Origin of the sequence: Meridianimarinicoccus roseus (genome assembly GCF_003172915.1) — a bacterium.
GTDB lineage: Bacteria > Pseudomonadota > Alphaproteobacteria > Rhodobacterales > Rhodobacteraceae > Meridianimarinicoccus > Meridianimarinicoccus roseus.
This window is the reverse complement of sequence record NZ_QGKU01000033.1, coordinates 12,168-32,775: the sequence shown is the minus strand read 5'-3', so window position 1 is coordinate 32,775 and position 20,608 is coordinate 12,168. Positions and strand designations below refer to the sequence as shown.

18 protein-coding genes are annotated in these 20,608 nt (G+C 66.6%); 14 read left to right on the top strand and 4 right to left on the bottom strand.

What is annotated here, in order from left to right; translation table 11 throughout:
* Positions 1–1,401 carry a TRAP transporter large permease gene (locus DKT77_RS10290; protein ID WP_109811624.1) on the top strand — a complete coding sequence of 467 codons (1,401 nt, stop codon included), beginning with the start codon at positions 1–3 and terminating at the stop codon, positions 1,399–1,401.
* A 32-nt stretch (positions 1,402–1,433) separates the two neighbouring features.
* Here DKT77_RS10290 and DKT77_RS10285 read toward each other — a convergent pair whose 3' ends face one another.
* A complete protein-coding gene (locus DKT77_RS10285) occupies positions 1,434–2,159 on the bottom strand; it encodes a hypothetical protein (protein ID WP_109811623.1) in 726 nt (241 codons plus the stop codon).
* A gap of 110 nt (positions 2,160–2,269) precedes the next feature.
* On the opposite strand from DKT77_RS10285, the gene flgB reads away from it, so the two are divergent.
* The 13 genes from flgB (at position 2,270) to DKT77_RS10220 (ending at position 16,664) form a co-directional block, all read left to right on the top strand.
* A complete protein-coding gene (flgB, locus tag DKT77_RS10280; protein ID WP_109811622.1) occupies positions 2,270–2,653 on the top strand; it encodes a flagellar basal body rod protein FlgB in 384 nt (127 codons plus the stop codon).
* Positions 2,653–3,069, top strand: a complete 417-nt coding sequence (gene flgC, locus DKT77_RS10275; protein WP_109811766.1) for a flagellar basal body rod protein FlgC — start codon at positions 2,653–2,655, stop codon at positions 3,067–3,069. Before flgB ends, flgC begins: the two co-directional genes overlap by 1 nt.
* A 25-nt stretch (positions 3,070–3,094) precedes the next feature.
* Positions 3,095–3,778, top strand: a complete 684-nt coding sequence (locus DKT77_RS10270; protein ID WP_109811621.1) for a flagellar hook assembly protein FlgD — start codon at positions 3,095–3,097, stop codon at positions 3,776–3,778.
* 28 nt (positions 3,779–3,806) lie between these two features.
* On the top strand, positions 3,807–5,060 hold the full coding sequence (locus DKT77_RS10265) for a flagellar hook protein FlgE (protein WP_109811620.1): 1,254 nt from the start codon (positions 3,807–3,809) through the stop codon (positions 5,058–5,060).
* Between the two features lie 12 nt (positions 5,061–5,072).
* Positions 5,073–5,831 carry a flagellar basal body rod C-terminal domain-containing protein gene (locus tag DKT77_RS10260; RefSeq protein WP_109811619.1) on the top strand — a complete coding sequence of 253 codons (759 nt, stop codon included), beginning with the start codon at positions 5,073–5,075 and terminating at the stop codon, positions 5,829–5,831.
* 118 nt (positions 5,832–5,949) lie between these two features.
* A complete protein-coding gene (flgG, locus tag DKT77_RS10255) occupies positions 5,950–6,738 on the top strand; it encodes a flagellar basal-body rod protein FlgG (RefSeq protein WP_109811618.1) in 789 nt (262 codons plus the stop codon).
* A gap of 11 nt (positions 6,739–6,749) precedes the next feature.
* On the top strand, positions 6,750–7,409 hold the full coding sequence (locus tag DKT77_RS10250) for a flagellar basal body L-ring protein FlgH (RefSeq protein ID WP_109811617.1): 660 nt from the start codon (positions 6,750–6,752) through the stop codon (positions 7,407–7,409).
* Positions 7,410–7,419: 10 nt separating this feature from the next.
* The gene (locus DKT77_RS10245) at positions 7,420–8,550 is read left to right on the top strand and encodes a flagellar basal body P-ring protein FlgI (RefSeq protein WP_109811616.1); all 1,131 of its coding nucleotides are present in this window, start codon (positions 7,420–7,422) and stop codon (positions 8,548–8,550) included.
* An 11-nt stretch (positions 8,551–8,561) separates the two neighbouring features.
* The gene (locus tag DKT77_RS10240; protein WP_109811615.1) at positions 8,562–8,885 is read left to right on the top strand and encodes a rod-binding protein; all 324 of its coding nucleotides are present in this window, start codon (positions 8,562–8,564) and stop codon (positions 8,883–8,885) included.
* A complete protein-coding gene (locus tag DKT77_RS10235) occupies positions 8,882–13,027 on the top strand; it encodes a FlgK family flagellar hook-associated protein (protein WP_109811614.1) in 4,146 nt (1,381 codons plus the stop codon). The genes DKT77_RS10240 and DKT77_RS10235 overlap by 4 nt, the downstream gene beginning before the upstream one ends.
* Before the next feature lie 8 nt (positions 13,028–13,035).
* Positions 13,036–14,316 carry a flagellar hook-associated protein FlgL gene (gene flgL, locus DKT77_RS10230; RefSeq protein ID WP_109811613.1) on the top strand — a complete coding sequence of 427 codons (1,281 nt, stop codon included), beginning with the start codon at positions 13,036–13,038 and terminating at the stop codon, positions 14,314–14,316.
* A gap of 101 nt (positions 14,317–14,417) precedes the next feature.
* A complete protein-coding gene (locus tag DKT77_RS10225) occupies positions 14,418–15,323 on the top strand; it encodes a lysozyme family protein (RefSeq protein WP_238547793.1) in 906 nt (301 codons plus the stop codon).
* Between the two features lie 180 nt (positions 15,324–15,503).
* On the top strand, positions 15,504–16,664 hold the full coding sequence (locus tag DKT77_RS10220) for a sigma-54 interaction domain-containing protein (RefSeq protein ID WP_238547792.1): 1,161 nt from the start codon (positions 15,504–15,506) through the stop codon (positions 16,662–16,664).
* Positions 16,665–16,706: 42 nt separating this feature from the next.
* On the opposite strand, the gene fliD is transcribed toward DKT77_RS10220, so the two are convergent.
* From fliD to DKT77_RS10205, 3 genes are all read right to left on the bottom strand, one after another.
* The gene (gene fliD, locus DKT77_RS10215) at positions 16,707–18,362 is read right to left on the bottom strand and encodes a flagellar filament capping protein FliD (RefSeq protein WP_109811611.1); all 1,656 of its coding nucleotides are present in this window, start codon (positions 18,360–18,362) and stop codon (positions 16,707–16,709) included.
* Between the two features lie 76 nt (positions 18,363–18,438).
* Entirely contained in the window at positions 18,439–19,641 is a 1,203-nt protein-coding gene (locus tag DKT77_RS10210; RefSeq protein ID WP_109811610.1) for an OmpA family protein, read from the bottom strand.
* Positions 19,642–19,653: 12 nt separating this feature from the next.
* A complete protein-coding gene (locus DKT77_RS10205; protein ID WP_109811609.1) occupies positions 19,654–20,415 on the bottom strand; it encodes a motility protein A in 762 nt (253 codons plus the stop codon).
* Between the last annotated feature and the right edge of the window lie 193 nt (positions 20,416–20,608).

The following is a 20,608-nucleotide window of genomic DNA, read 5'->3' as shown; positions in this document are numbered from 1 at the left end:
ATGGACAGTATCGACATCGGCCTTGCGGTCACGGGCGGGCTTCTGGTCTGTGTCATCCTGGGGATGCGGGTCGCCTTCGCGGCGGCACTGGCGGGTCTGGTCGGGCTGGTCTGGATCTTCTGGTCTCGCAAGGGCTACGCGCCCGAGGAACTGGGATGGGCGCTGACCGTCGCTGTCAAGACAGCGGGGCAAGTGCCCCATTCCAAGGTTTCGAGCCAGGCGCTGAGCCTGATACCCACCTTCATCCTGATCGGATACCTTGCCTATTACGCGGGCCTGACCCGTGCCCTGTTCGAGGCTGCCAAACGCTGGATTGCCTGGGTGCCGGGCGGCCTTGCCGTATCCACGGTCTTCGCCACAGCGGGCTTTGCAGCCGTCTCGGGCGCGTCAGTCGCCACATCGGCCGTCTTCGCGCGCATCGCGATCCCGGAAATGCTCGCCATCGGATATGACAAGCGCTTCGCGGCGGGAGTGGTGGCGGCAGGCGGCACGCTCGCCTCGCTGATCCCGCCATCGGCGATCCTCGTGATCTATGCCATCATCGTGGAACAGGACGTGGGCAAGCTGCTGCTGGCGGGCTTCATTCCCGGCATGTTCTCTGCGGTGATCTATGCCATCCTCATCGTGGGAATGGCGCTGACGATCCGGGGTTTCGGCCCGCCGGTCGGCGGCTTCACATGGCGCCAGCGCTTCGCGTCCCTGCCACCCGCGTTGCCGATCGTGTTCGTGGTCGTGACGATCATCTTCTTCGTCTACAACCCGTTCGGCGGCGACGCCTGGGGCACCCCCACCGAAGGCGGCGCCATCGGCGCCTTCGTCGTATTCCTGATGGCGCTGTGGCGCGGGATGCGCTGGCGCCAACTGCGCGATGCACTTCTGGAAACAGCGAAACTGACCGCGATGATCTTCACCATCATCTGGGGTGTTCTGATATACGTGCGCTTTCTTGGCTTCGCCGACCTGCCGGGCGCCTTCGCGGACTGGATCACGTCGCTGACCATGTCACCGATTCTGATCCTCGTGTGTATCCTTCTGGCCTATGCCGTTCTGGGCATGTTCATGGATGCCATCGGAATGCTGCTGTTGACGCTGCCTGTGGTCTATCCGGCGGTGATGGCGCTGAACGGAGGCGCGTTCGTTTCGGCCGAGGACGCGACCTTCGGCATGTCCGGCCCGATGTGCGCGATCTGGTTTGGCATCCTTGTGGTGAAGATGGCTGAATTCTGCCTGATCACGCCGCCCATCGGGCTGAACTGCTTCGTCGTGGCAGGGGTGCGCGACGATCTGAGCGTGCAGGACGTGTTCCGGGGTGTGACGCCGTTCTTCGTCGCGGACGGGATCACGATCGCACTGCTGGTGGCCTTCCCGTCCATCGTCCTTTGGCTGCCATCGCAGGTGTAGCGGCCCGGCGCACTTGCGCCGGGCGCGGGCCGTCATTCGTCCCAGGGCCAATCGTCGTCGTCGCCTGAAGACTTGGCACCAGTGCCCTTCGGCCCGTCATCTTGCGGCTTTTCCGGCCCGTCTTCGGACGCACCATCGGCGGACATCAGCATTGCAGCGGCGGCGGCGAGGTCGGGTCCGGCGGATTTTTGTGGCGGTCCGGAGGGGCCATCGGGTTCGTCGGCGTCGGCGGGATCGTCGTCCCCGAAAGCCGCGAACAATGCCATCGGGTCGTCGGCACTGTCGCCGTTGCCGCCGTCGAGTGCGGCGCGCGTGGCTTCCGCAGGGTCCACACCGTTGCCTTGCACGTCGTTCTCTTCCTCGTCCTCGTCGCCGGTCATCATCAGCAGCATCGCCGCGTTCGACAGATCGAGCGTACCCATCTTGCTGTGGCGGACAGGCTCTGCCGGGGCGGCGGGCGGCTCAGGCAGGGGCTCAGGTTCGGGCTCGGGCGGGGCCAGGGGCAGCGCTTCGGGTGCGGGGGCTGGAGGTTCGGCGGGTTTGACCTTGTGCAGGTCGTCCAGTGCGTCGCGCAGCAGGGCCACACGCGCGCTCATCGCCGCGCGCCGATAGCCGGGACTGGCGGCCGGGTCGTGGAAGGCTTCGCGCAGCGCAGCGCCGGCCTCGTCCGGTTCCCACTTGCGCAGCGCGCGTCGCAGCTTGCGCAAAGGGTGCGTCTTCGTCTTCGGGGCCGTCTTGTCGGGGGCCGTCTCCGCCATGATGCGATCCTTTCGCCGGTTTTCCGTCACTTGGCATCCCGCTTGCAAAACCCGGTCCATATCACCGCCACGGGCACAGATTTCGCCCAGACCGGAAAGGAGAAGCGCCCATGACAGGCATCCGCGAACATCTTGGCATCCACGCCGATGCCCTGATCCTGCGCGAACGGCGCAACGAGGTGCTGGCGTCCAACATCGCCAACGCCGCGACGCCGCATTTCAAGGCGCGCGATTTCGACTTCGCTGCGGAATTGCAGCGCGCCGCCGGGGGCGGGCCGCTGGCCGTGACCAATGCCGCGCATATCGTGCATGGCGACGCGCCGGCTGGCCAGATGGGATATCGCGTGCCGGTCAACCCGTCGCTTGATGGAAACACGGTCGAGATGCCTGTGGAACAGATGGAATTCTCCGAGAACACGGTGCGTTACCAGACCAGCCTCGAGCTGCTGAACCGCAAGATCTCGGGGCTTACACGCGCGATAAGAGGTGAATGATGTCAGGTATCGGAACTGTTTTCGACATCGCGGGACGCGCCATGTCGGCCCAGATGCAGCGGCTGAACACGGTCGCCAGCAACATCGCCAACGCCGACAGCATGGCGGCCTCGGCCGAGACGGCGTACCGGCCCATGCGACCGGTGTTCGAAACGGTTTACAGTGAAGCCGCGCGCAAGGACGGGCTGGCGTCTGTCAAGGTGTCGAGCATCACGACGCTGGACCGCGAGCCGACAAAGATCCTTCAGCCTGACCATCCGAACGCGGATGCGGAGGGGTATGTCTACAAGGCCGCCGTCAGCACCGACGAGGAAATGGTCGAGATGCTGGAAGCCGGCCGCCAGTACCAGAACAACCTTGAAGTCGTGTCCACCCTCCGCACGTTGATGGCCCGCACCGTCACGATGGGCCAGTGACCATGACACCGGACGGAGCGCAGCCATGAACACGATCACGAACACGCAGACGGGAACGCCGGTGCAATCCGCCGCCGCAAACGGCGCACCCGCCCCGAAGAATGCCACGAGCGACCTTGGACAGCAGGATTTTCTGACCTTGATGACAACACAGCTGAAGAACCAGGACCCGTTCAAACCGATGGAAAGCGGGGAATTCCTGGGCACGATGGCGCAATTCTCGACAGTGTCGGGGATCGGCGAGGTCAATTCAACGCTGGACCAGATCGGCGACCAGATCGGCGAATTCCGCATCGCCACCGCGTCCAACCTGCTGGGCCAGGAGGTGCTTGTGCCGGGCAACACGGCGCGGCCAGACGCGAACGGCCGGGTTAGCGGTGCGGTGGAACTGTCGACATCCGCCAGCGTGTTGACGGTCAGCTATTCGGATGCCCGCGACGGCACGCTGCTGCACACCCAGACGCTGGGCGCGCAGGAGGCGGGTATGGTCGGCTTCTCGTGGGACGACGTGCCGTCCCGTATCCGCGAGGCAGGCAGCCCGGTGCTGATCTCGGTCAGCGCCACTGGCGATGCCGGCACCGAGGTGCTGGGGCCGTCGGTCTTCGCGCAGGTCATGTCGGTGACGATGGCGCCGGGGGCCGACGACTACCAGCTCGACGTCAAGGATCACGGCACGGTCCTGGGAAATCAGGTAAAGGGCCTGCGCTGAGCGCGGCCGGTTAACGGGAGAACCTATCATGTCCACGCAGATTGCACTTACCGGTTTGAAGGCCGCTCAGGCCGACATTTCCAACACCTCGCATAACATCGCCAACGTCGGCACCACCGGTTTCCAGCGCAGTCGGGTCGAATTCGGTGACCTGTTCTCGACCTCGCCAATGGCGAACCCGCGCACGCAGATCGGATCGGGGACCAAGCTTCTGGCCACCCAGCGGATCTTCGAACAAGGCGCGGTCACCACGACCGGCAACGCGTTCGACCTCGCGTTGGAAGGTCCGGGCTTCTTCGCGCTGCAGGGCGGCGAAACCGGGGGGCGTGCCTATTCGCGGGCCGGGGCGTTCAACCTCGATCCGTCGGGGCGGGTGATCGATTCCAGCGGCGACTTCCTGCTCGGCTTCCCGGTCGCACAGAACGGGACGCCCCTGTCGCGCGACCCCGCGGCAATGCGCCCGATCCAGATCGCTTCGCAGACCGGCGCGGCGCGGGCCACCTCCACGGTGGAGCTTGACCTGAACTTTCCTGCATCCGGGCAGGGTCGGCAGGCCACGGTGCCCTCGGCGGTCGGCTTCAACCCGGGCGATCCGACCAGCTATGCCTACAGCACGCCCATGTCGATCCTTGATGCCGACGGGCAGCCGGTGGACGCCATCGCCTATTTCGTGAAGACGGCAGAGCCGTCGGCCACCAGCACCGACAGCACGTTCGAGGTGCAGCTGTCCTATCAGGGGTCGGCGATGACCCCGCCCGCAACCCCGCCCGAACTGACCTTCGATGCCTTCGGCACGATGACCGGCGGCTTCGGGCCGATGACGTTCACCAGCCTGTCCGGACCGCTGACGATGGATTTCACCGGCTCGCAGATGTCGAACGACGCGTTCAGCGTGCGCAATTTCGAACAGGATGGGGAAACCAAGCGAAGCCTCAGCAACCTCGAGATCGCCAACGACGGTGTCGTGTGGGCGACCTACGGCACGCAGGAAGCCATCGCTATCGGTCAGGTCGGGCTGGCAAACTTCGCCAACCCGAACGGGCTGAAGCAGATCGGCAACGCGACCTTCGTGGAAACGTCGGAATCCGGTCAGCCGGACATCGGTCAGGGCGGGGCATCGGGCTTCGGATCGATCCGGTCGGGCGCTCTCGAAAGCTCGAACGTGGACCTGACGGCGGAATTGGTGCATCTGATCACCGCGCAGCGCAACTACCAGGCGTCTGCCAAGGCGCTCGAAACCTCGTCCAGCCTGTCGCAGACCATCATGAACATGCGGACCTGAGGCTGATCCGCCATGGACCGCATGATCTATACGGCGCTCAACGCGCTGGCAGTCCGGCGTGACACGAAGATCACGCAGGCCAACAACCTTGCCAACCAGACCGTGCCGGGCTTCCGGCGCGATCTTCCGAACGAGGGCGGCACGCGCTTCCTGCAGACTGACGGGATCGGCAGCACCCGCGCCTTCCGGGTGGAGGACGGTCCGGCCGGCTTCTCGGACGAGGCGGGCTTCCTGAATCCAACCGGAGAGGCGCTTGACGTCGCGATCGCGGACGAGGGCTATTTCTACGCCCAGCCGCAGGATGGAGAGCCATCGCTGACCCGCCGGGGCGACCTGCGGGTCGGTGCAGACGGCATCCTGCGCAACGGCGCTGGCGATGCGATGCTTGACGTCAATCTCGCGCCGCAGCAGGTCCCGCCGTTCCGGTCCATGCTGATCAACGGGCTGGGCGAGGTGCGCATCGAACCGATGAACGGCGTTCCGGGCGAAACGCAGCTGATCGGCACGCTTGCCACCGTGGTGCCGGGCAAGGACGTGACCCTGCGCAAGAGCCTTGACGGGCGCATCCGCGTGCCGGACGGCGCGCTGCCGCCGCCCAACCAGCAGGCCGAGGTGCTTCAGGGCACGCTTGAAGGTAGCAACGTCAACCCTGTCGAGGAACTGATCTCCTCCATTGAGATCCAGCGCGAATTCGAGCTTGGCGTGCGGATGATGTCCACCGCGAAGGAAATGGACGAAGCCGGGGCGCGCCTGATGCGGGCGCCCGAATGATTTTTTGCTAAAATTCCCGCGCCCCCTGCCGTAGCGGGTGGCACGCTGCTTGCAACCTCTTCCTCAGCACCATGACAGTCGCCCGCGATCCGGGCGCACAGGATGAGGAGAGCGGAACATGTCGTCAGGCGCGATGCACGTTGCCAAGACAGGGCTGAACGCCCAGCAGTCCCGGATGCAGGTGATCTCCAACAACCTTGCAAACGTGAACACCACCGGGTTCAAACGGGACCGGGCCAATTTCGAAAGCCTGCTTTATCAGGTCTACCGCCCCGGCGGCGCGCAGACCTCGGAAGCGACGGCGCTGACCTCGCCCTCGGCCATCGGCACAGGCGTGCGGATGGTCAACACCGAGAAGCTTTATACGCAAGGCACGCTTGCCAATACCGAGAACGCGCTCGATCTGGCCATCGACGGGCAGGGCTTCTTTCAGGTGCTGATGCCCGATGGGCGCATTGGCTACACCCGCAACGGCACCTTCTCGCGCAACAACGAAGGCACGCTGACCAACTCCAGCGGCTATGTCGTGCAGCCCGAGATCAACATCCCCGAAAACGTCTCGAGCATCACCATTTCGGCGGACGGGATCGTCAGCGTGACCGAGGCGGGCAATGCCGAGCCGCAGGAGGTCGGTCAGATCACCATCGCGCGCTTCGGCAACCCGCGCGGCCTTCAGCCGGTGGGCGAGACGCTGGCGGTGGAAACACCCGCAAGCGGCGCCCCGGTGATCGCCAACCCGCTGGAGGACGGCACCGGCAAGCTGGTGCAAGGCGCGCTGGAAGGGTCCAACGTCAATGTCGTGCAGGAGCTGGTCGACATGATCGAGGCACAGCGCGCCTACGAAGTGAACTCCAAATCCATTTCCGCATCGGACGAGATGATGCGCTTCCTGTCCAACAAACTCTGAGGAGAGCCGCGATGAGATTGCGTGCCTGGATCATCCTGCCGCTTGGCCTTGCCGCGTGCAGCACCTACGTCGAAGAACGCGCTTCGGACGCCTATGCGCCGGTCTATCCCGCCGAAGAGCTTCAGACCCGCGGGAGCCTGCCCACGGGCGCCATCTATGGTGGCGGAAGCATGGGGCTGTTTGCAACGGACCGGCGCGCGGCGCAGGTCGGCGACATTCTCACGGTCGATCTGGACGAACGCTTTGCCGCAAAGAAATCCCAAGCGGCCAGCAGTTCCAAGACCGACGATTTCAACCTGAACATTCCCACCGGTCTGCGCACCGGCATCAACAACTCCGACATCAGCGGCGGCACCGACCAGGCTTTCGACGGCCAGGGATCGGCATCGCAGTCGAACTCGCTGTCCGGGCGCATGTCGGTCGCCGTGGTGCGGCAACTGCCGGGCGGGAACCTCGAGATCCTCGGTCAGAAGAAGCTGACGTTGAACAACGGCGACGAATACATCCGCCTCAGCGGCGTGGTCCGCCAGGCGGACATTTCCGCCGACAATGTGGTGCAGTCCGAACGGATCGCCCATGCGGACATCAAGTATATCGGCGCGGGCCAGATCGCCGATGCCGGCAAGCAGGGCTGGCTGCGCCGCGCCGCCAACACCCTTTCGCCGTTCTGAGGAGGCCGCCATGCTGCGCCCGCTGATCTTTTTCCTGCTCGTCACGACCGGGGCGGCCGTTGCCTCGTCGCCCGGCAACGCGGACCGTCTGAAGGACATCGCGTCGGTCGCCGGGGTTCGGTCCAACCCGCTGGTCGGTTACGGGCTGGTGGTCGGTCTCGACGGGTCGGGCGACGGCAACTCGACACTGACGCGGCAATCCATGCAATCGCTTATCTCGCGGCTGGGTCTGCAGATCGCGGTCAATGACGTTGACGCAAAGAACGCCGCCGCCGTGATGGTGACGGCGGAAATGTCCCCGTTCGTGAAGCCGGGCCAGACGATTGACGTGACGGTGTCCACCGTCGGCAAGGCCAAGTCGCTGCGCGGCGGCACGCTGCTGATGACGCCGCTCCTGGGTGCGGATGGCGAAACCTACGCCATCGCGCAGGGCAACCTCGTGGTTGGCGGGCTGGGCGTGCAGGGCAACGACGGATCGTCCCTGACGGTCAATGTGCCCACGGTGGGCCGGGTGCCGGGCGGCGGGTCCGTCGAACGCAACATCGACACGCCGTTCCTGCAGGCGGAATACCTGTTGCTGAACCTGCACCGCAACGATTTCTCCACCGCCGCGGCGGTGTCGGACGGGATCAACAACGTGTTCGGCGCCGACGTGGCCGTCGCCATCGATGGGACCAGCGTGCGCGTGCGCGCTCCCGCCGACCCGGCGCAGCGTGTTGCCTTCATGAGCCTACTGGAAAACATCGAGGTGGACCCCGCCGAAGGGCCCGCGCAGGTCATCGTCAATTCGCGCAGCGGCACCATCGTGATCGGAGGCAACGTGCGCGTGACGCCGACCGCGATCACGCACGGGTCGCTGACAGTGCAGGTGAACGAGGATTTCAACGTCGACCAGGGCGCGACAGTCGTCGCGGGCGATGGGCAGACCGTCGTCGCCCCCGGCGAGCCGGTAGTGACACCCGACACCCAGATCAATGCGGAACAGGACCCGGCACGCGCCTTCGTCTTCGATCCTGGCGTCTCGCTGTCCTCGCTCGTCGATGCGATCAATGCGGTGGGCGCGACGCCCTCGGATCTTGTCGCAATCCTCGAGGCGCTGCACCGCTCGGGTGCGCTGCGCGCCGAACTCATCATCATCTGAGGTCTCTCGCCATGCCCGATCCGGTCACCTCCCTGCGCGCCCCGTCGCCCGCCGCCGATCCTGGCGCGTTTCGCGCCGCGAAATCGGATCGCGGCGCCGAACTCATGCAGGCCGCGCAGGCCTTCGAGGGCCTGTTCCTGCAGGAACTGGCCAAGGCGGGCCGGTCCGCGAAGCTGGGCGAGGATATCCTCGGCAGCAGCGCGATCGACACGCACCAGTCGATGCTGGACATGGAACTGACCCGGTCGGCCTCGCAGCGCACCCGGTTCGGCATCGCGCAAGCAATTTATGACCAGTTCGCGGCAGCGGTGCCGGGGGCCGGACGCAGCCGATGAGCAACATCCTCGATATCGGCCGGTCGGGCATCCTGGCCTATCGCACCGCGCTTTCGGTTACGGGTGAGAACATCGCCAACGCCGAAACCGCAGGCTATCGGCGCCGAGACGCCGAACTGGCCGAGATCGGCGGCGGGCGGGCGACGCTTCTTTCCAAGGGCACCAACGGGCAGGGCGTCACCGTCAACGACGTGCGCCGCGCCTTCGATGCGCTGCTGGCCGAGCGGACAAACGGCGCGGGCAGCGCGCTTGGAAACTCCCAGGTCATGGCCCGCAAGCTGGCGCAGCTGGAAGACCAGATGCAGCCGGGTGCAGGCGGTATGCTCGACATGATGGACGGGATGTTCGACGCGCTGACAGCGTTGGCGCAGGCGCCTGACGACACCGGGTTGCGGCGTGTCTTCATGACGGCCGGGGACACCTTCGCGGGCTCCGTCCGGTCGATGGCCGAGGGCATGAACCAGCTTCGCACGGCGACACGGGACGAGATGCAGCAGGCGGTCGACATCGCGGGCAGTGCCATGCGCGAACTGGCCGCCGTCCAGAGCCGAATGTCCACAATGGGCGGTACCGCCAGCCGCAACCCGCTGATGGACCAGCGCGACCGGCTGATCAGCGAATTGTCGGACCTGACCGACCTGAGCGTGACCTTCGACGCCGAGGGGCTTGCCACCGTGCGCTTTGGCAGCACGCCGGGCGGCCCGGTCCTTGTCGCGGGTGGCGAGGCGGCCCGCCTGACGCTGACCACCGACGGGCGGATCAGCATCGCGCCGCCGGGCATCGGCGGCACCCCGCAGACCCGCCAGCCGGTGAGCGGGCAGTTCGGCGGCTTCACCGCTGCGATCGGCGCGATCGATGCGGCTCTGGCGGATCTCGATATCTGGGCGGGCGGCATCGCGTCGGACATGAATGCGGTGCATGCGCAGGGGCTGAACGCGTTCGGCGCCTCGGGCGGGGATCTTTTCGCGCTGGACGGCTGGTCGGTGCGTGCCGCGCCGATCAACCGGGGCAGCGCCTTCGCCGATGTCACCGTGACCACCGACGGGCCGGCCCCGGCGGGCCCGCTTCGGCTGATCCGCGACGACGTGGCCAGCGTGTGGAACGCGTTCGACGACGCGGGCACGTTGCTGGGCAGCGGCGCCAACCGGATCGACCTGCCTGGCCTGAGCATAACGCTCAGCGGCAGCGCGGCGGGGGGTGACCTGCTGCAACTGACCGCGACCCACGGTGCGGCGGCGAACATGCGCTTCATGCTGGACGATCCGCGGCAGGTCGCGGCGGCAAGTAGGCTGCAGGTGTCCAACGGCGCGCTCAACAATGGCACGGGCCGCGTGTCTGCCACGCCCGCGCCCGCCACACCCAGCGGGCAGACCGATCTCGGTGCGCTGCTTGGCACGGCGCTGTCGCCACTCGATGCAATTGAATTCCTGCAGAATGGCGTTGTCGGCGTTATTCCGGCGGGCACGCAGGAGGCCCGACTGGCCGGTCTTGGCGTGCAGTCTACCGCAGCCTTCAACGTTGCCGCGCCGGGTGGCAGCACCACGCTAGACTTCACGCTGGCGGGCACTGCCCACAGCGTAGATCTGACGACCGATGCGGATGGCAACCCGGTCACGGCCTGGTCCGACATGGCCACGCTGGCGCAGCGGCTGAACGACGGTACCCTCGTTACCGCCACGGGCGAGACCCTGGCAGAGCTTGGCGTGCACGCCGCTGGACAGGGCGGCGCGCTGACGCTCGCCGCGGCACGGGGCGATTTTACCGGCACGGCGCAGCTTGGCGGGGCCGGTGCTTCGACGGCGCTGCTGACGCCGGGCGTGGCAGATGCGGGCACGTTGCAGGTTTTCACCCGCGAAGGCCGCCAGATCGCGGGGGCGCCGCTCGATCCGGTCAGCGCGGCGGCGTTGCTTACACCGGCCAACGGGTTCGCCGATGGCGCGAGCTATTCCTACGACCCGGACGGGTATCGCGGCATGGCGCAGGGCACCGGCACCACCGCCGGTCAGTTCACGCTGGCGGTCGATGGTGGTGGGCTGACGACCTGGACCGGCGCGCTGCCCGCCCCGGCTGCGGCAGCACAGACGCTGACCCTGCGCAGCCCGGCGGGTGGAACCGAAACCGTCGCCGTGCCGGAAGGCGCCACCGCCGCGCGGACTGCCGCGCTGATTGGCGAGACAAGCCCGCTTGCGGCGCAGGCCAGCACGCAGATCACCCTTGATGCGCCGGCGGACGGGACACTGTCCTTCACGCTGACAGGCGACAACATGGCCCCGATCCCGCTGAGCGGTCCGGTGCTGAACGGGCGCCTCGACGCGGTCGCCGCCGCCGTCAACGCCGCCAGCGGTCAGACCGGCATAACCGCCGAACTGGCCGAAGGTGGCGGGCGGCTGCTGCTGAGCCACGCCGCCGGCGCCGATATCGTGCTGGGCCGCGTAACTCATTCCGCCAGCGCGCCTTTGTCGGTGACGCGCAGCGACGTGGCCGGCGAACCCCTGGGCGCTGCAGTCACGCTGGGTGCGGGCGGACCCGACAGCTTGCGCGCCACCGGCCAGGTGCGGCTGCGCAGCGAAGCGGCGTTCGAAGGCGGCTATGGCGGCCTTGCGGCGGCAGCGCGCGATCCGCTGACCGGCGGGCTGATGACGGTCACACGCGGCGCGGCGGGCAGCGTGCAATCGATCGGCTTTTCGCATGATCCGGCGTTTGACGGCAGTCACGGGGCCGCAGATGGCACCGATGCGCTGGCCGCGGCGACGGTCTACACCCTCAACCTGACGGGCGGTGACGGTACGGTCTGGACCGGCACGGCTGACACCCTCGCTGACGGCATCGGGTCTTCCGCCGACGCGGCACTGGCGATGGCGGCGTCGCTGCGCGAGACCGCCCCGGCAAGTCGCCTGACCGGCGCGTCGCTGGCCGCGCTGCCGGCCGATGGCAGCACACTTGCGGTGACGCTGGACGGCCAGCGCTATGACATCACCATGTCGGGGGGCGCGCCGGTCGTCACCGGGCCCGAGGCTGGGCGCGTGCTGGCCGGATTCGACGCTGCGAACCGGCTGGTGATCGAAACGGTGGGTGGGTCACTCGACGGGGGGGCGTTGCGTGTGCCGGGGCCGCAGGGCAGCGCGCAGGGTTTCGGCATGGACCCGGCAGCGGTGCCACTGCGCGAGTTGCGCTCTCCGCCGCTGGACCTGGCGGCGACTCCGAACGGTCCCGGAAGTTTCCTTGTCACCGTCGATGGCACGGACCACGCGATAGCCTTCACCAAGACGGGCAGCGGCGTCAGCCTGTCCCCTGCGGCGGGCTTTCCGGGCACGGCCAGCTACGATCCGGCCACGCAGATCGTGTCGCTTTCGTTTGACCCTTCGGCGGGCAGCGTGCGCATTGCGCCGCAGGCCGACGCGGCGCGCGCTGGCTTCGCCACGGCCGCGACCCTGCTGTCGGCAGCCAGCGGCACGCTGACGGCCACCGCCACCGACGGGCGCGTTATCGCGCTGGACGGGTCGGCGCAAAGTCTGTCGGCCAACCGCATCACGCTGCGCGACCTGCCGAACGAGGATCTTCTGGTGGTGATGTCCGGGCCCGGAGCCCTGAACCTGTCGGGGCAGATCGTACCCTCCGCCGCCCCTCCGCCGCTGCCGTCGCTGGAAATCCGAGTGACCGATGCCGACCGGGGCGCGATCGACGTGATAGACGCCGCGTCCGGCGATCTGGTGGCACAGCGCGTGCTGGGCGCTGGCGGGCGGGCGAGCGTTGCAGGCTTCGACATCGCGCTGACCGGCGCCCTTGTGACCGGCGACCGCTTCCATATCACGCCGAACACCGGCCGGCTGGGCGATGCCGCCACCATCGAAAGGCTTGGCGACCTGCGCCAGCGTGACCCAGCGACCGGCGCGGGTGGCTTCGCGGCGATCTACGACACGATGCTGAGCGATCTCGGCGGGCAGGTCATCGCCGCCGAGAGCCGTCAGATCGCTGACACGTCGGCGCAGGAGGGCGCGCAGCGCGCCGAGGCCGAGGCCAGCGCCGTGGACCTGGACCGCGAGGCGGCGGACCTGCTGCGCCACCAGCAGGCCTACCAGGCGAACGCGCAGGTGGTTTCCGTGGCGCGACAACTGTTCGATACGCTCATGAACGCGATCTGAGGTGATCCATGACACTTGGCACGACGCTTTTCAGCACCTTGTCCTCGCGGGCGTTCAGCCGCCTCGATGCGCGGATTTCCGACCTTCAGGCCGAGGTGTCTTCGGGAAAGAACGACCCTCGGCCGTCGTCTGACCCAGTGCGCGCCATGCGCCTGTCGGTGGCGCAGGAACAGACCGAGGCGCTGAACCGCTACGCGACGAACCTGCAAAGCGTGACCAGCCGTCTTGACCAGAGCGACATCGCACTGTCTGAACTCAACGGGATCATGCAGCGCTTCACCGAGATCGCGGTGCGTGGTGCGTCTGCCTCGGCCGTGCCGGCGGAACGCGCGACCCTGCGGATCGAGGCGGAGGAACTGCGCGCCGCGGTGCTGGACATGGCCAATGCGCGGGACGCGATGGGCCGGGTGCTGTTCGGCGGCTTCAGCATCGACACGCCGCCCTTCATCGATGGCCCGGACGGGGTGAGCTATGTCGGCGACCGCGGGCAGCACATGCTTCGGGTGTCCGAAAGCGCGACGATGCGCACCGGGCTGGATGGCGGCGACGTGTTCATGGGGCTCGATACCGATGCCGGGCGCAGCACCGTGTTCGACGTCATCGACGATCTGATGTTCACGCTGTCCTCGGGGGCGGGCGGGGGTCTGCCCGGCGCGGCCGAGGGCGCGGGCGGGTTGGCTTTCCGGCCCGATCCGACCCGACAGCCCGAGGCATGGCGCCTCGACGTTACAGGCCCCTCGGGCAGCGCCACGATCGAGGCGGACATCGCCGCGGGCGCGCCCGGCCCGCTGGTCGACGCGATCAATGCGCAAAGCGCCGCCACCGGCGTGACGGCGGCGCTGCATTCCGATGGCGAGACGCTGATCCTGACACCGGTGGGGCCGGGCGGCGACACGGTGCGTGTGTCGGACGTGGACGTGGTGCCTGCGCGCCGTGCCGCACTGGCGGACACAAGGTCGCTGGACGCTGCGGGGCAACCGACAGGATCGGCTGACCGTCTGGTGCCGATGCGCCTGACGACACAGGCCCAGATCGACGGGATCGGGGCTGCGGGCGACCATTTCGCCGATCTTCGTGCGCGTGTCGGTGCGCTTGGCGACGTGGCGTCGCGCAATTCCGCAGCGATCGAGAACCGCAAGGTGCTGATGGCCGAGGCCGTCGCCGGTCTGGAGGATCTCGACATCGCCAAGGCGCTGACCGACCTGCAGGCCCTTCTGCTCACGCGTGATGCCGCGCAGCAGACATTCGCCAAGATCAGCACAAAGAGCCTGTTCGACTACATCCGCTGACCTGCGCTGTCCGTCGTGCCGACCCGGCTTGTGCCACACGGGTTTCGCGGCGGGTCGGCGCGGGTTTGGCGCGACCCTTGCAACAAGGCGGCATGACACAGATGAGCCTTCCCTCCTGCCTTCGCTTCGTCATGCGCCATGGTCTTGGTGCAGTTGTTTCCGGCGTTATCGCCCTCACCGCATTGCCGGTTGCCGCCAATCTCCCCGATTGCGAGGCGCTGGCCGCGCGCGCGGCGGCGGCAGCGGGTATACCCGACGGGCTGCTGCCGTCCATCGCCCGGGTGGAATCGGGCCGCGGCCAAGGCAAGAAAGGCCGCCGCGCTTGGCCCTGGACGCTGAATCAAGGCGGCAAGGGGATGTATTTCGAAACCCGCGAGGAGGCGATGGCCTATCTGACCGCCGCCGTGGCACGCGGCGTGAAGAACATCGATGTCGGCTGCATGCAGATCAACTATCGCTGGCACGGTGACCAGTTTCCCAGCCTTGAGGCGATGATGGACCCGGTGTCGAACACCGCCTATGCCGCGCGTTTTTTGACGGAATTGCGCCAGCGGCTTGGGTCATGGGACGAGGCGACCGGCAACTACCATTCAGCCGATCCGCGCCGCAGCCGCAACTACCAGGCGCTGGTGGCGCGGGTTCTGGCCAAGATGCCGGATGCCAAGGTTATGCTGGCTGCAGCCCAAGACGAGCTCGCCCCGCTGCCCTATCCCGGCGTATCCGCGCCCGATGCCGGGGACGGAGCCGATGCGATGGGCGGCGCACAGCAGGCCGCGCCGATGCCGGGCGGGCCGCTGGTGGCGGTCACGCGCGCCCAGGGTGACAGCTATCTCGCGGCGATGATGGGCGGCGGGGTGCTGCCGGATGCGCCGGTGCCGTCCTTCCGGGCGGCGACGCCGGACCGCCTGCGCACCCATGGCGAGCTGCCCCGTCATCTGCAGCGCAGATGGAATCAGATCGAGGATCTGCGCCGCGAATTCGCCGCGCGCCCCCGTCAGGACGGCTGATCGGCGGACATACTTTCGTCAAGGTTGTATACGCACAGCCAGTTTTGCTTCGTCAATTTGCGCAATTCGGCCAGCGGGCTCAACCTAAGAGTATCTTCTTATCCGATTGTAAGGGTCAAAATTTTGGCTCGTTCCGGGTTAACTTGCGGTTAGCAAATGCTTCAACCCCGAGGATGCCTGATGACGCAGCAATGGACCCCGCGCACCGCCGACAGCCTGCCCGTTTCGCGTTCCGCGCGGAACGAGGGGATGGGAGGAGATGTTGGGACAGTTTCGGCGCGGGCCGGCGGCATCGACACTTTTCTGATCGGCACCTCGCCCGCGATGCGCGGCCTGAAGGATTTGATCGCCCTGGTCGGACCCAGCGACGCACCGGTGATGGTGCGCGGCGAGACCGGCACCGGCAAGGAACTGGTCGCCGAGGCGCTCCACGTTGCGTCCGGCCGGAGCGGCGCTCTGGTTGCTGTCAACTGTGCGGCGATCCCGGCCGACCTGCTGGAATCGGAACTTTTCGGCCACGAGAAGGGCGCCTTCACCGGCGCGGAGCGGCGGCGCATCGGCTATGTCGAACAGGCTGCCGGCGGGACGCTGTTCCTGGACGAGATCGGCGACATGCCGCTTGCGCTGCAATCCAAGCTTCTGCGCGTACTCGAGGCGCGGCAGGTGCAGCGTCTGGGCGGCAGCGAAACGCTGAGCGTCGATTTCAGGCTGGTGACTGCGACCCACCAGTCGCTTGAAGCGCGGGTGCGCGAGGGCAAGTTCCGCGAGGATCTTTTCCACAGGATCAACACTTTTCCGCTGACCGTGCCGCGCCTTGCGGAACGGGCGCAGGACATCGGCGCAATCCTGGAACACATGATGGACCAGCGCCTGCGCCGTGATCCGCGCGCACGCCTGCCCCAGTTCGATCAAGCCGCGCTGCGGTTCCTGGAATGCCAGCCTTGGACGGGCAATGTGCGCGAGTTGCGCAGTGTGTTCGACCGGGCCTGCGTGCTGTTTGCCGGGCGGACCGTTGGCGCGGCGCAGGTCGAACACAACCTGCTGACCTTCGCGGTGCCCAGCGATCGGTACGCGCAAGGCGCTGAGGATGCGGGCGAAATGGCGGGCACGGGGGCCAGCGCCGGGCTTGATCCGCTGCCTCACCTGCAAGGGGTCGACCTGTCGGGTGATGCGAAGATCAACCTGCGCACCTATCTGCGCGACATCGAGGTCGAGATGATCGAACGCGCGCTTTTGGCCCAGGACGGCTGCGTCAGCCAGACGGCGCGGGTGCTCGGCCTGCAGCGCACGACGCTGATCGAGAAGATGAAGAAACTCTGTATCCGCAAGCCCGGCGCCTGACGCGGGCGCTCGCTCAGCACCCGTGGGACGGGTCATCGCGGCTCAGTCCTTGTTCCAGGCCGCGATCAGGTTCGTCAGGTATTCCCCGGTGGAATTGAGCTGAGTGACGATCTGCTCCATCGCGCTGAACTGCCGGATATAGCGCTGCTCAAGCGCGGTCATCCGTTCATCCAGTGCGGTCAACGCGTCAGTCTCGCGGCCGATCTGTTCGGACAGCTGGTTTTCGCGCCGCTGTATCGGTCCGGTGCCGTTCAGTCCCGACTGAAGGCTGCTGCGCATTTCGGACACGAAGCTCCGCCCGAAGTTCAGCGTCGCCTCGGTCACGTCCGGATCGACCGTGATCGTCACGCCGGCAAGCGGTCCATCGAAGACCGGGTAGGTGATCCGCCCGTCCGCTTCGGCAAATCCCAATGCCTGAACTCCGCCTATGGTTGCGGTCCGCGTCACGCTGTCCTGGCGGAACGCGAACTGGCCCGGAGGAGTGTCGGTCTTGTAGGGCGCGCCTACGGCGTCTATCCCCGCCGTGTCGGACGCAACCTTGTCGCGCAGCAGGTTCGCCATCCCCATGGGATCGCGCGCGAAGGCGGTGTCGAACGCATCGCGGTCGAAGGTCAGCGTGCCGTCGCGTTCGGTCCGCACGCCGAAGGACGACAGGTACACGTCCTGTGACCCGAACCCAGAATAGCCCCGCGAAATCAGCCCGCCCAACGTGCGCTGCAGCGCTTGGGCTGCGGGATCGCCTGCCAGTTCGCCCGCCGCCACGCCTTCGCTGCCGCGCCGGGTCGCCTGGGCGAGGTAGTCCAACGTGTCGTTCAGCTGTGTGACCAGCGCCTCCATCAGCTCTGCCGCGCCTTCGGCGTCGTCTGTTGTGGCGATGGTGGCGGGTGCCGTCGTCGTCCCGTTGACCTGCAGCGTGGCGCCCGGGATCACCCCTTCAAGCACGTTCTCGGGGCGGAATATGGCGATGCCGTCCACGAAGGCCATCATGTCGGTGGCTGCCTGAACTTCCACCGTGCTGTTGGTGGTTGAGTTGTCGAACACGGTCAGCGAGATCACCCCGGCAGGCGGTGCTGGATACTCGATCGTCGTCATGCGCAGCGCATTGGCCACGCCGTTGTCAGAGGATACGCCGAGCGAAAAGGTGCCGTCTCCGATGTCGAACACCCGCGCGTTCACACCGACCATCTGGTCCAGCTGTTCGGCCAGTTGCGTCAGCGTGGTTCCGGGGCCGACAGTCAGATTGACGCCGGCGCGCTCGGGGTTGGCGGCGAAACTGTCCGGTGGATCGCCGCTCCAGATACCGAAATCAATGGTCATGGTGCCGGGCGCGACTTCCGCGTCGCGTGAGGTCAGACCCTTGAATTCCAGCACTTGCGGCTTGGCGAGCTGGAACACGTCCACCTCGACCTCACGGGCCGAAAGCTTTGCGGCGTCGTCAACGGTCACACCGATGGCGCTGTCATTGCTGACCGACTTGCGCACCGGAGCGCGGGCCGCGAGGGTCAGCCCCGCGCTAAGATCCTCGAACTTGGAGCGCAGCATTCCGAGCGCCGATATGGTGCTTTCGGACCGTGCGATCCGTTCGTTCACGATGTCCTTGCGCGGCTCGATCGTCGCCTTCACAAGGTCGTTCGTCACCTGTGCGAGGTTCAGCCCGGAGCCGGACTTGTTCAGGGCGCTGAGATAATCGGTGGCCATATGTGCCTCCCAAATTCTTTCCTCAGAGAAACGGCACGAGCGCGGCGAAGTTTAGCCCTGGCGTTCGCCGGCGCCGTCAGTAGGCGATCTCGATCTCGATCCTGCGGTTCTTTTCGCGGCCCGCGGCAGTGGTATTGTCGGCCACCGGCTGGCTTTCGCCGCGGCTGACCGCAGTCAGGCGGTCCGGCGCGATCAGCCCCGAGTTGCCGATTTCGCGCACCACGCTGGACGCGCGCGCCGCCGCCAGCCCCCAGTTGTCGCGGTAGCTGGCCGTAGGATTTACCGGCACGTCGTCGGTATGCCCGGTCACGGTGATCTCGCCCGCATCGCTCATGGCACTGAAGGCGATGCGGTTCATGATGTCCCGCGCTTCCGTTGTCAGGTCGGACGAGCCTGACGGAAACGCCCCGCCGGCACCGACCGTCACGAATACCTTGCCGTCACGCTGTTCGACATCCACAAGTCCTTCGCCGATTTCCTGGCGCAGCGCCACTTTCAGGCGCGCCTCGGCGCGGGTGGACGCGCGCGCACTGTCCCCGTCCGACGTGCCGCCCGGCCCGGTCGCCGCGCCCGCACCCTCGGCCAGATCCGCAAGTTTGTCGGTCAGCCCCTCCAGCAGAACGTCCTGCGCCGACCGGCCGGTCTGCGCCTCGGCCTCGGCCACGGCCTTGGCGGCTTCGGCCAACTGCTCCTGAAGGGGCGCGCCGGTTTCAGGCGGCCCGTCGCCTGCGGTGCCCTGACCTGCGTCCTGTCCCGTGCCCTGTGCCGCATCCGCGTTGTCCGCCGGAGTATCGGCGAACGACAGAACGACCTCGCCGTTGCGCATCTCGGCCTGCAACTGGCCACTTTCCAGCGCGTCGGCCAGCGCCTCGGCCAGTTCGCGTCGTCCTTCCTCGCCGTCGGCTTCGCTCTGTTTGGTTTCCAGTTCCGGCTTTTCTGTCTCTGTGGTCTGCTGGGTCAGCGTATCTGTCACCGACGGGGCCGGCGAGGGGCTGAACTTCAGCTCCAGCAGCGTTGTGCCCTTGGGCTGTTCGGTCACCGGCACCTGGCGCTGGATGCCGAAGGACTCCTTCAGCGACCCGGCGATCATCTTGAACTTGGGCTGATTGAAATCGGCGAAGGACAGGATCAGCACGAAGAACGCCATAAGAAGGGTAGCGATGTCCGCGAATGTCGCCATCCAGGCCGGAGCGCCCTTCGGGGGGCACTTCGGGCAGTCCTGTTCTGCCGGTTCCTCGATCGGGACGGGCAGGGGAAGGGGGATCGCCTTCTTGGCCATCGGTCACTCCTGTCAGGCGGCCAGCATCTTCTGCTGGATCTTCGGGGGCAGCGTCGCCACCATCTTTTCCTGTACCGAGCGCCCGGATTCACCGCGCGCTATGTTGCGCAGCCCTTCCAACGCCATTTCCCGGTACACCACCTCGGCCGCCGTGTAGCCTTCCAGCTTGGTCACGATCGGGCCGAACAGCACGTTCGCAATGAACGCGCCGTAGAGTGTCGTCAAAAGTGCGACAGCCATCGCCGGGCCGATCGCCTTGGGGTCTTCCATATTGCCCAGCATCTGAACGAGGCCGATCAGCGTGCCGATCATCCCCATAGCAGGGCCGATATCGACCCAGGCCCGGATAGCCCCCTGCCGCTCCGCGTGCCGGTCCTTCATCGACCGGATCTCCTGGGTGAGTTGCTTGACCAGCCGCGCTTCGTCGGCGCCGTCCACCAGCATCTGCAATCCCTTTTCAAAGAACTTGTCGGGTACCTCTTGCCCCTCCAGCGCCATCATCCCGTCCTTGCGGGCAAGGTCCGACAATTCGACCATCCGTTCGACAAGAGCCTCTTTCTTGGGGGCCTTGGGCATGAAGGCCTTGGCCATCGCGCCGAAGCTTCCCAGAAAGGTCGCCATCGGCCCGGTCGACATCGCCGCAAAAAAGGTGCCGCCGAACACGATCAGCAGCGACGGGATGTCGATGAAGGGCCCGAGGCCGCCTGCGACGATCATCGCGCCGATGATCATGCCGATGGCGCCGATCATGCCGATAAGTGTTGCGATATCCATGAGGATGGCTCCTGTGAGGTTGCTGCGCGTCAGGCAGCAATCCGCGTGCCAGACACGCCGCGATGTCCACGAAAAGCGGACACCGCAGTCCCCGGAAAATAAAACCTATATAAAACAATGTACTGAAAGATTCTCGCCACGATTTCTAAACAAATCCGGCAAGGGACGTTTCCTGATACAAGCGCCGCGGGGC

Coding starts and splice junctions, on each gene's coding strand:
- DKT77_RS10235 (WP_109811614.1), top strand. CDS start 8,882: ATGAGCAACATCCTCGATATCGGCCGGTCGGGCATCCTGGCCTATCGC.
- DKT77_RS10290 (WP_109811624.1), top strand. CDS start 1: ATGGACAGTATCGACATCGGCCTTGCGGTCACGGGCGGGCTTCTGGTC.
- fliD (WP_109811611.1), bottom strand. CDS start 18,362: ATGGCCACCGATTATCTCAGCGCCCTGAACAAGTCCGGCTCCGGGCTG.
- DKT77_RS10205 (WP_109811609.1), bottom strand. CDS start 20,415: ATGGATATCGCAACACTTATCGGCATGATCGGCGCCATCGGCATGATC.
- flgG (WP_109811618.1), top strand. CDS start 5,950: ATGTCGTCAGGCGCGATGCACGTTGCCAAGACAGGGCTGAACGCCCAG.
- DKT77_RS10285 (WP_109811623.1), bottom strand. CDS start 2,159: ATGGCGGAGACGGCCCCCGACAAGACGGCCCCGAAGACGAAGACGCAC.
- DKT77_RS10240 (WP_109811615.1), top strand. CDS start 8,562: ATGCCCGATCCGGTCACCTCCCTGCGCGCCCCGTCGCCCGCCGCCGAT.
- flgL (WP_109811613.1), top strand. CDS start 13,036: ATGACACTTGGCACGACGCTTTTCAGCACCTTGTCCTCGCGGGCGTTC.
- DKT77_RS10260 (WP_109811619.1), top strand. CDS start 5,073: ATGGACCGCATGATCTATACGGCGCTCAACGCGCTGGCAGTCCGGCGT.
- DKT77_RS10210 (WP_109811610.1), bottom strand. CDS start 19,641: ATGGCCAAGAAGGCGATCCCCCTTCCCCTGCCCGTCCCGATCGAGGAA.
- DKT77_RS10245 (WP_109811616.1), top strand. CDS start 7,420: ATGCTGCGCCCGCTGATCTTTTTCCTGCTCGTCACGACCGGGGCGGCC.
- DKT77_RS10270 (WP_109811621.1), top strand. CDS start 3,095: ATGAACACGATCACGAACACGCAGACGGGAACGCCGGTGCAATCCGCC.
- DKT77_RS10225 (WP_238547793.1), top strand. CDS start 14,418: ATGAGCCTTCCCTCCTGCCTTCGCTTCGTCATGCGCCATGGTCTTGGT.
- flgC (WP_109811766.1), top strand. CDS start 2,653: ATGTCAGGTATCGGAACTGTTTTCGACATCGCGGGACGCGCCATGTCG.
- DKT77_RS10250 (WP_109811617.1), top strand. CDS start 6,750: ATGAGATTGCGTGCCTGGATCATCCTGCCGCTTGGCCTTGCCGCGTGC.
- flgB (WP_109811622.1), top strand. CDS start 2,270: ATGACAGGCATCCGCGAACATCTTGGCATCCACGCCGATGCCCTGATC.
- DKT77_RS10220 (WP_238547792.1), top strand. CDS start 15,504: ATGACGCAGCAATGGACCCCGCGCACCGCCGACAGCCTGCCCGTTTCG.
- DKT77_RS10265 (WP_109811620.1), top strand. CDS start 3,807: ATGTCCACGCAGATTGCACTTACCGGTTTGAAGGCCGCTCAGGCCGAC.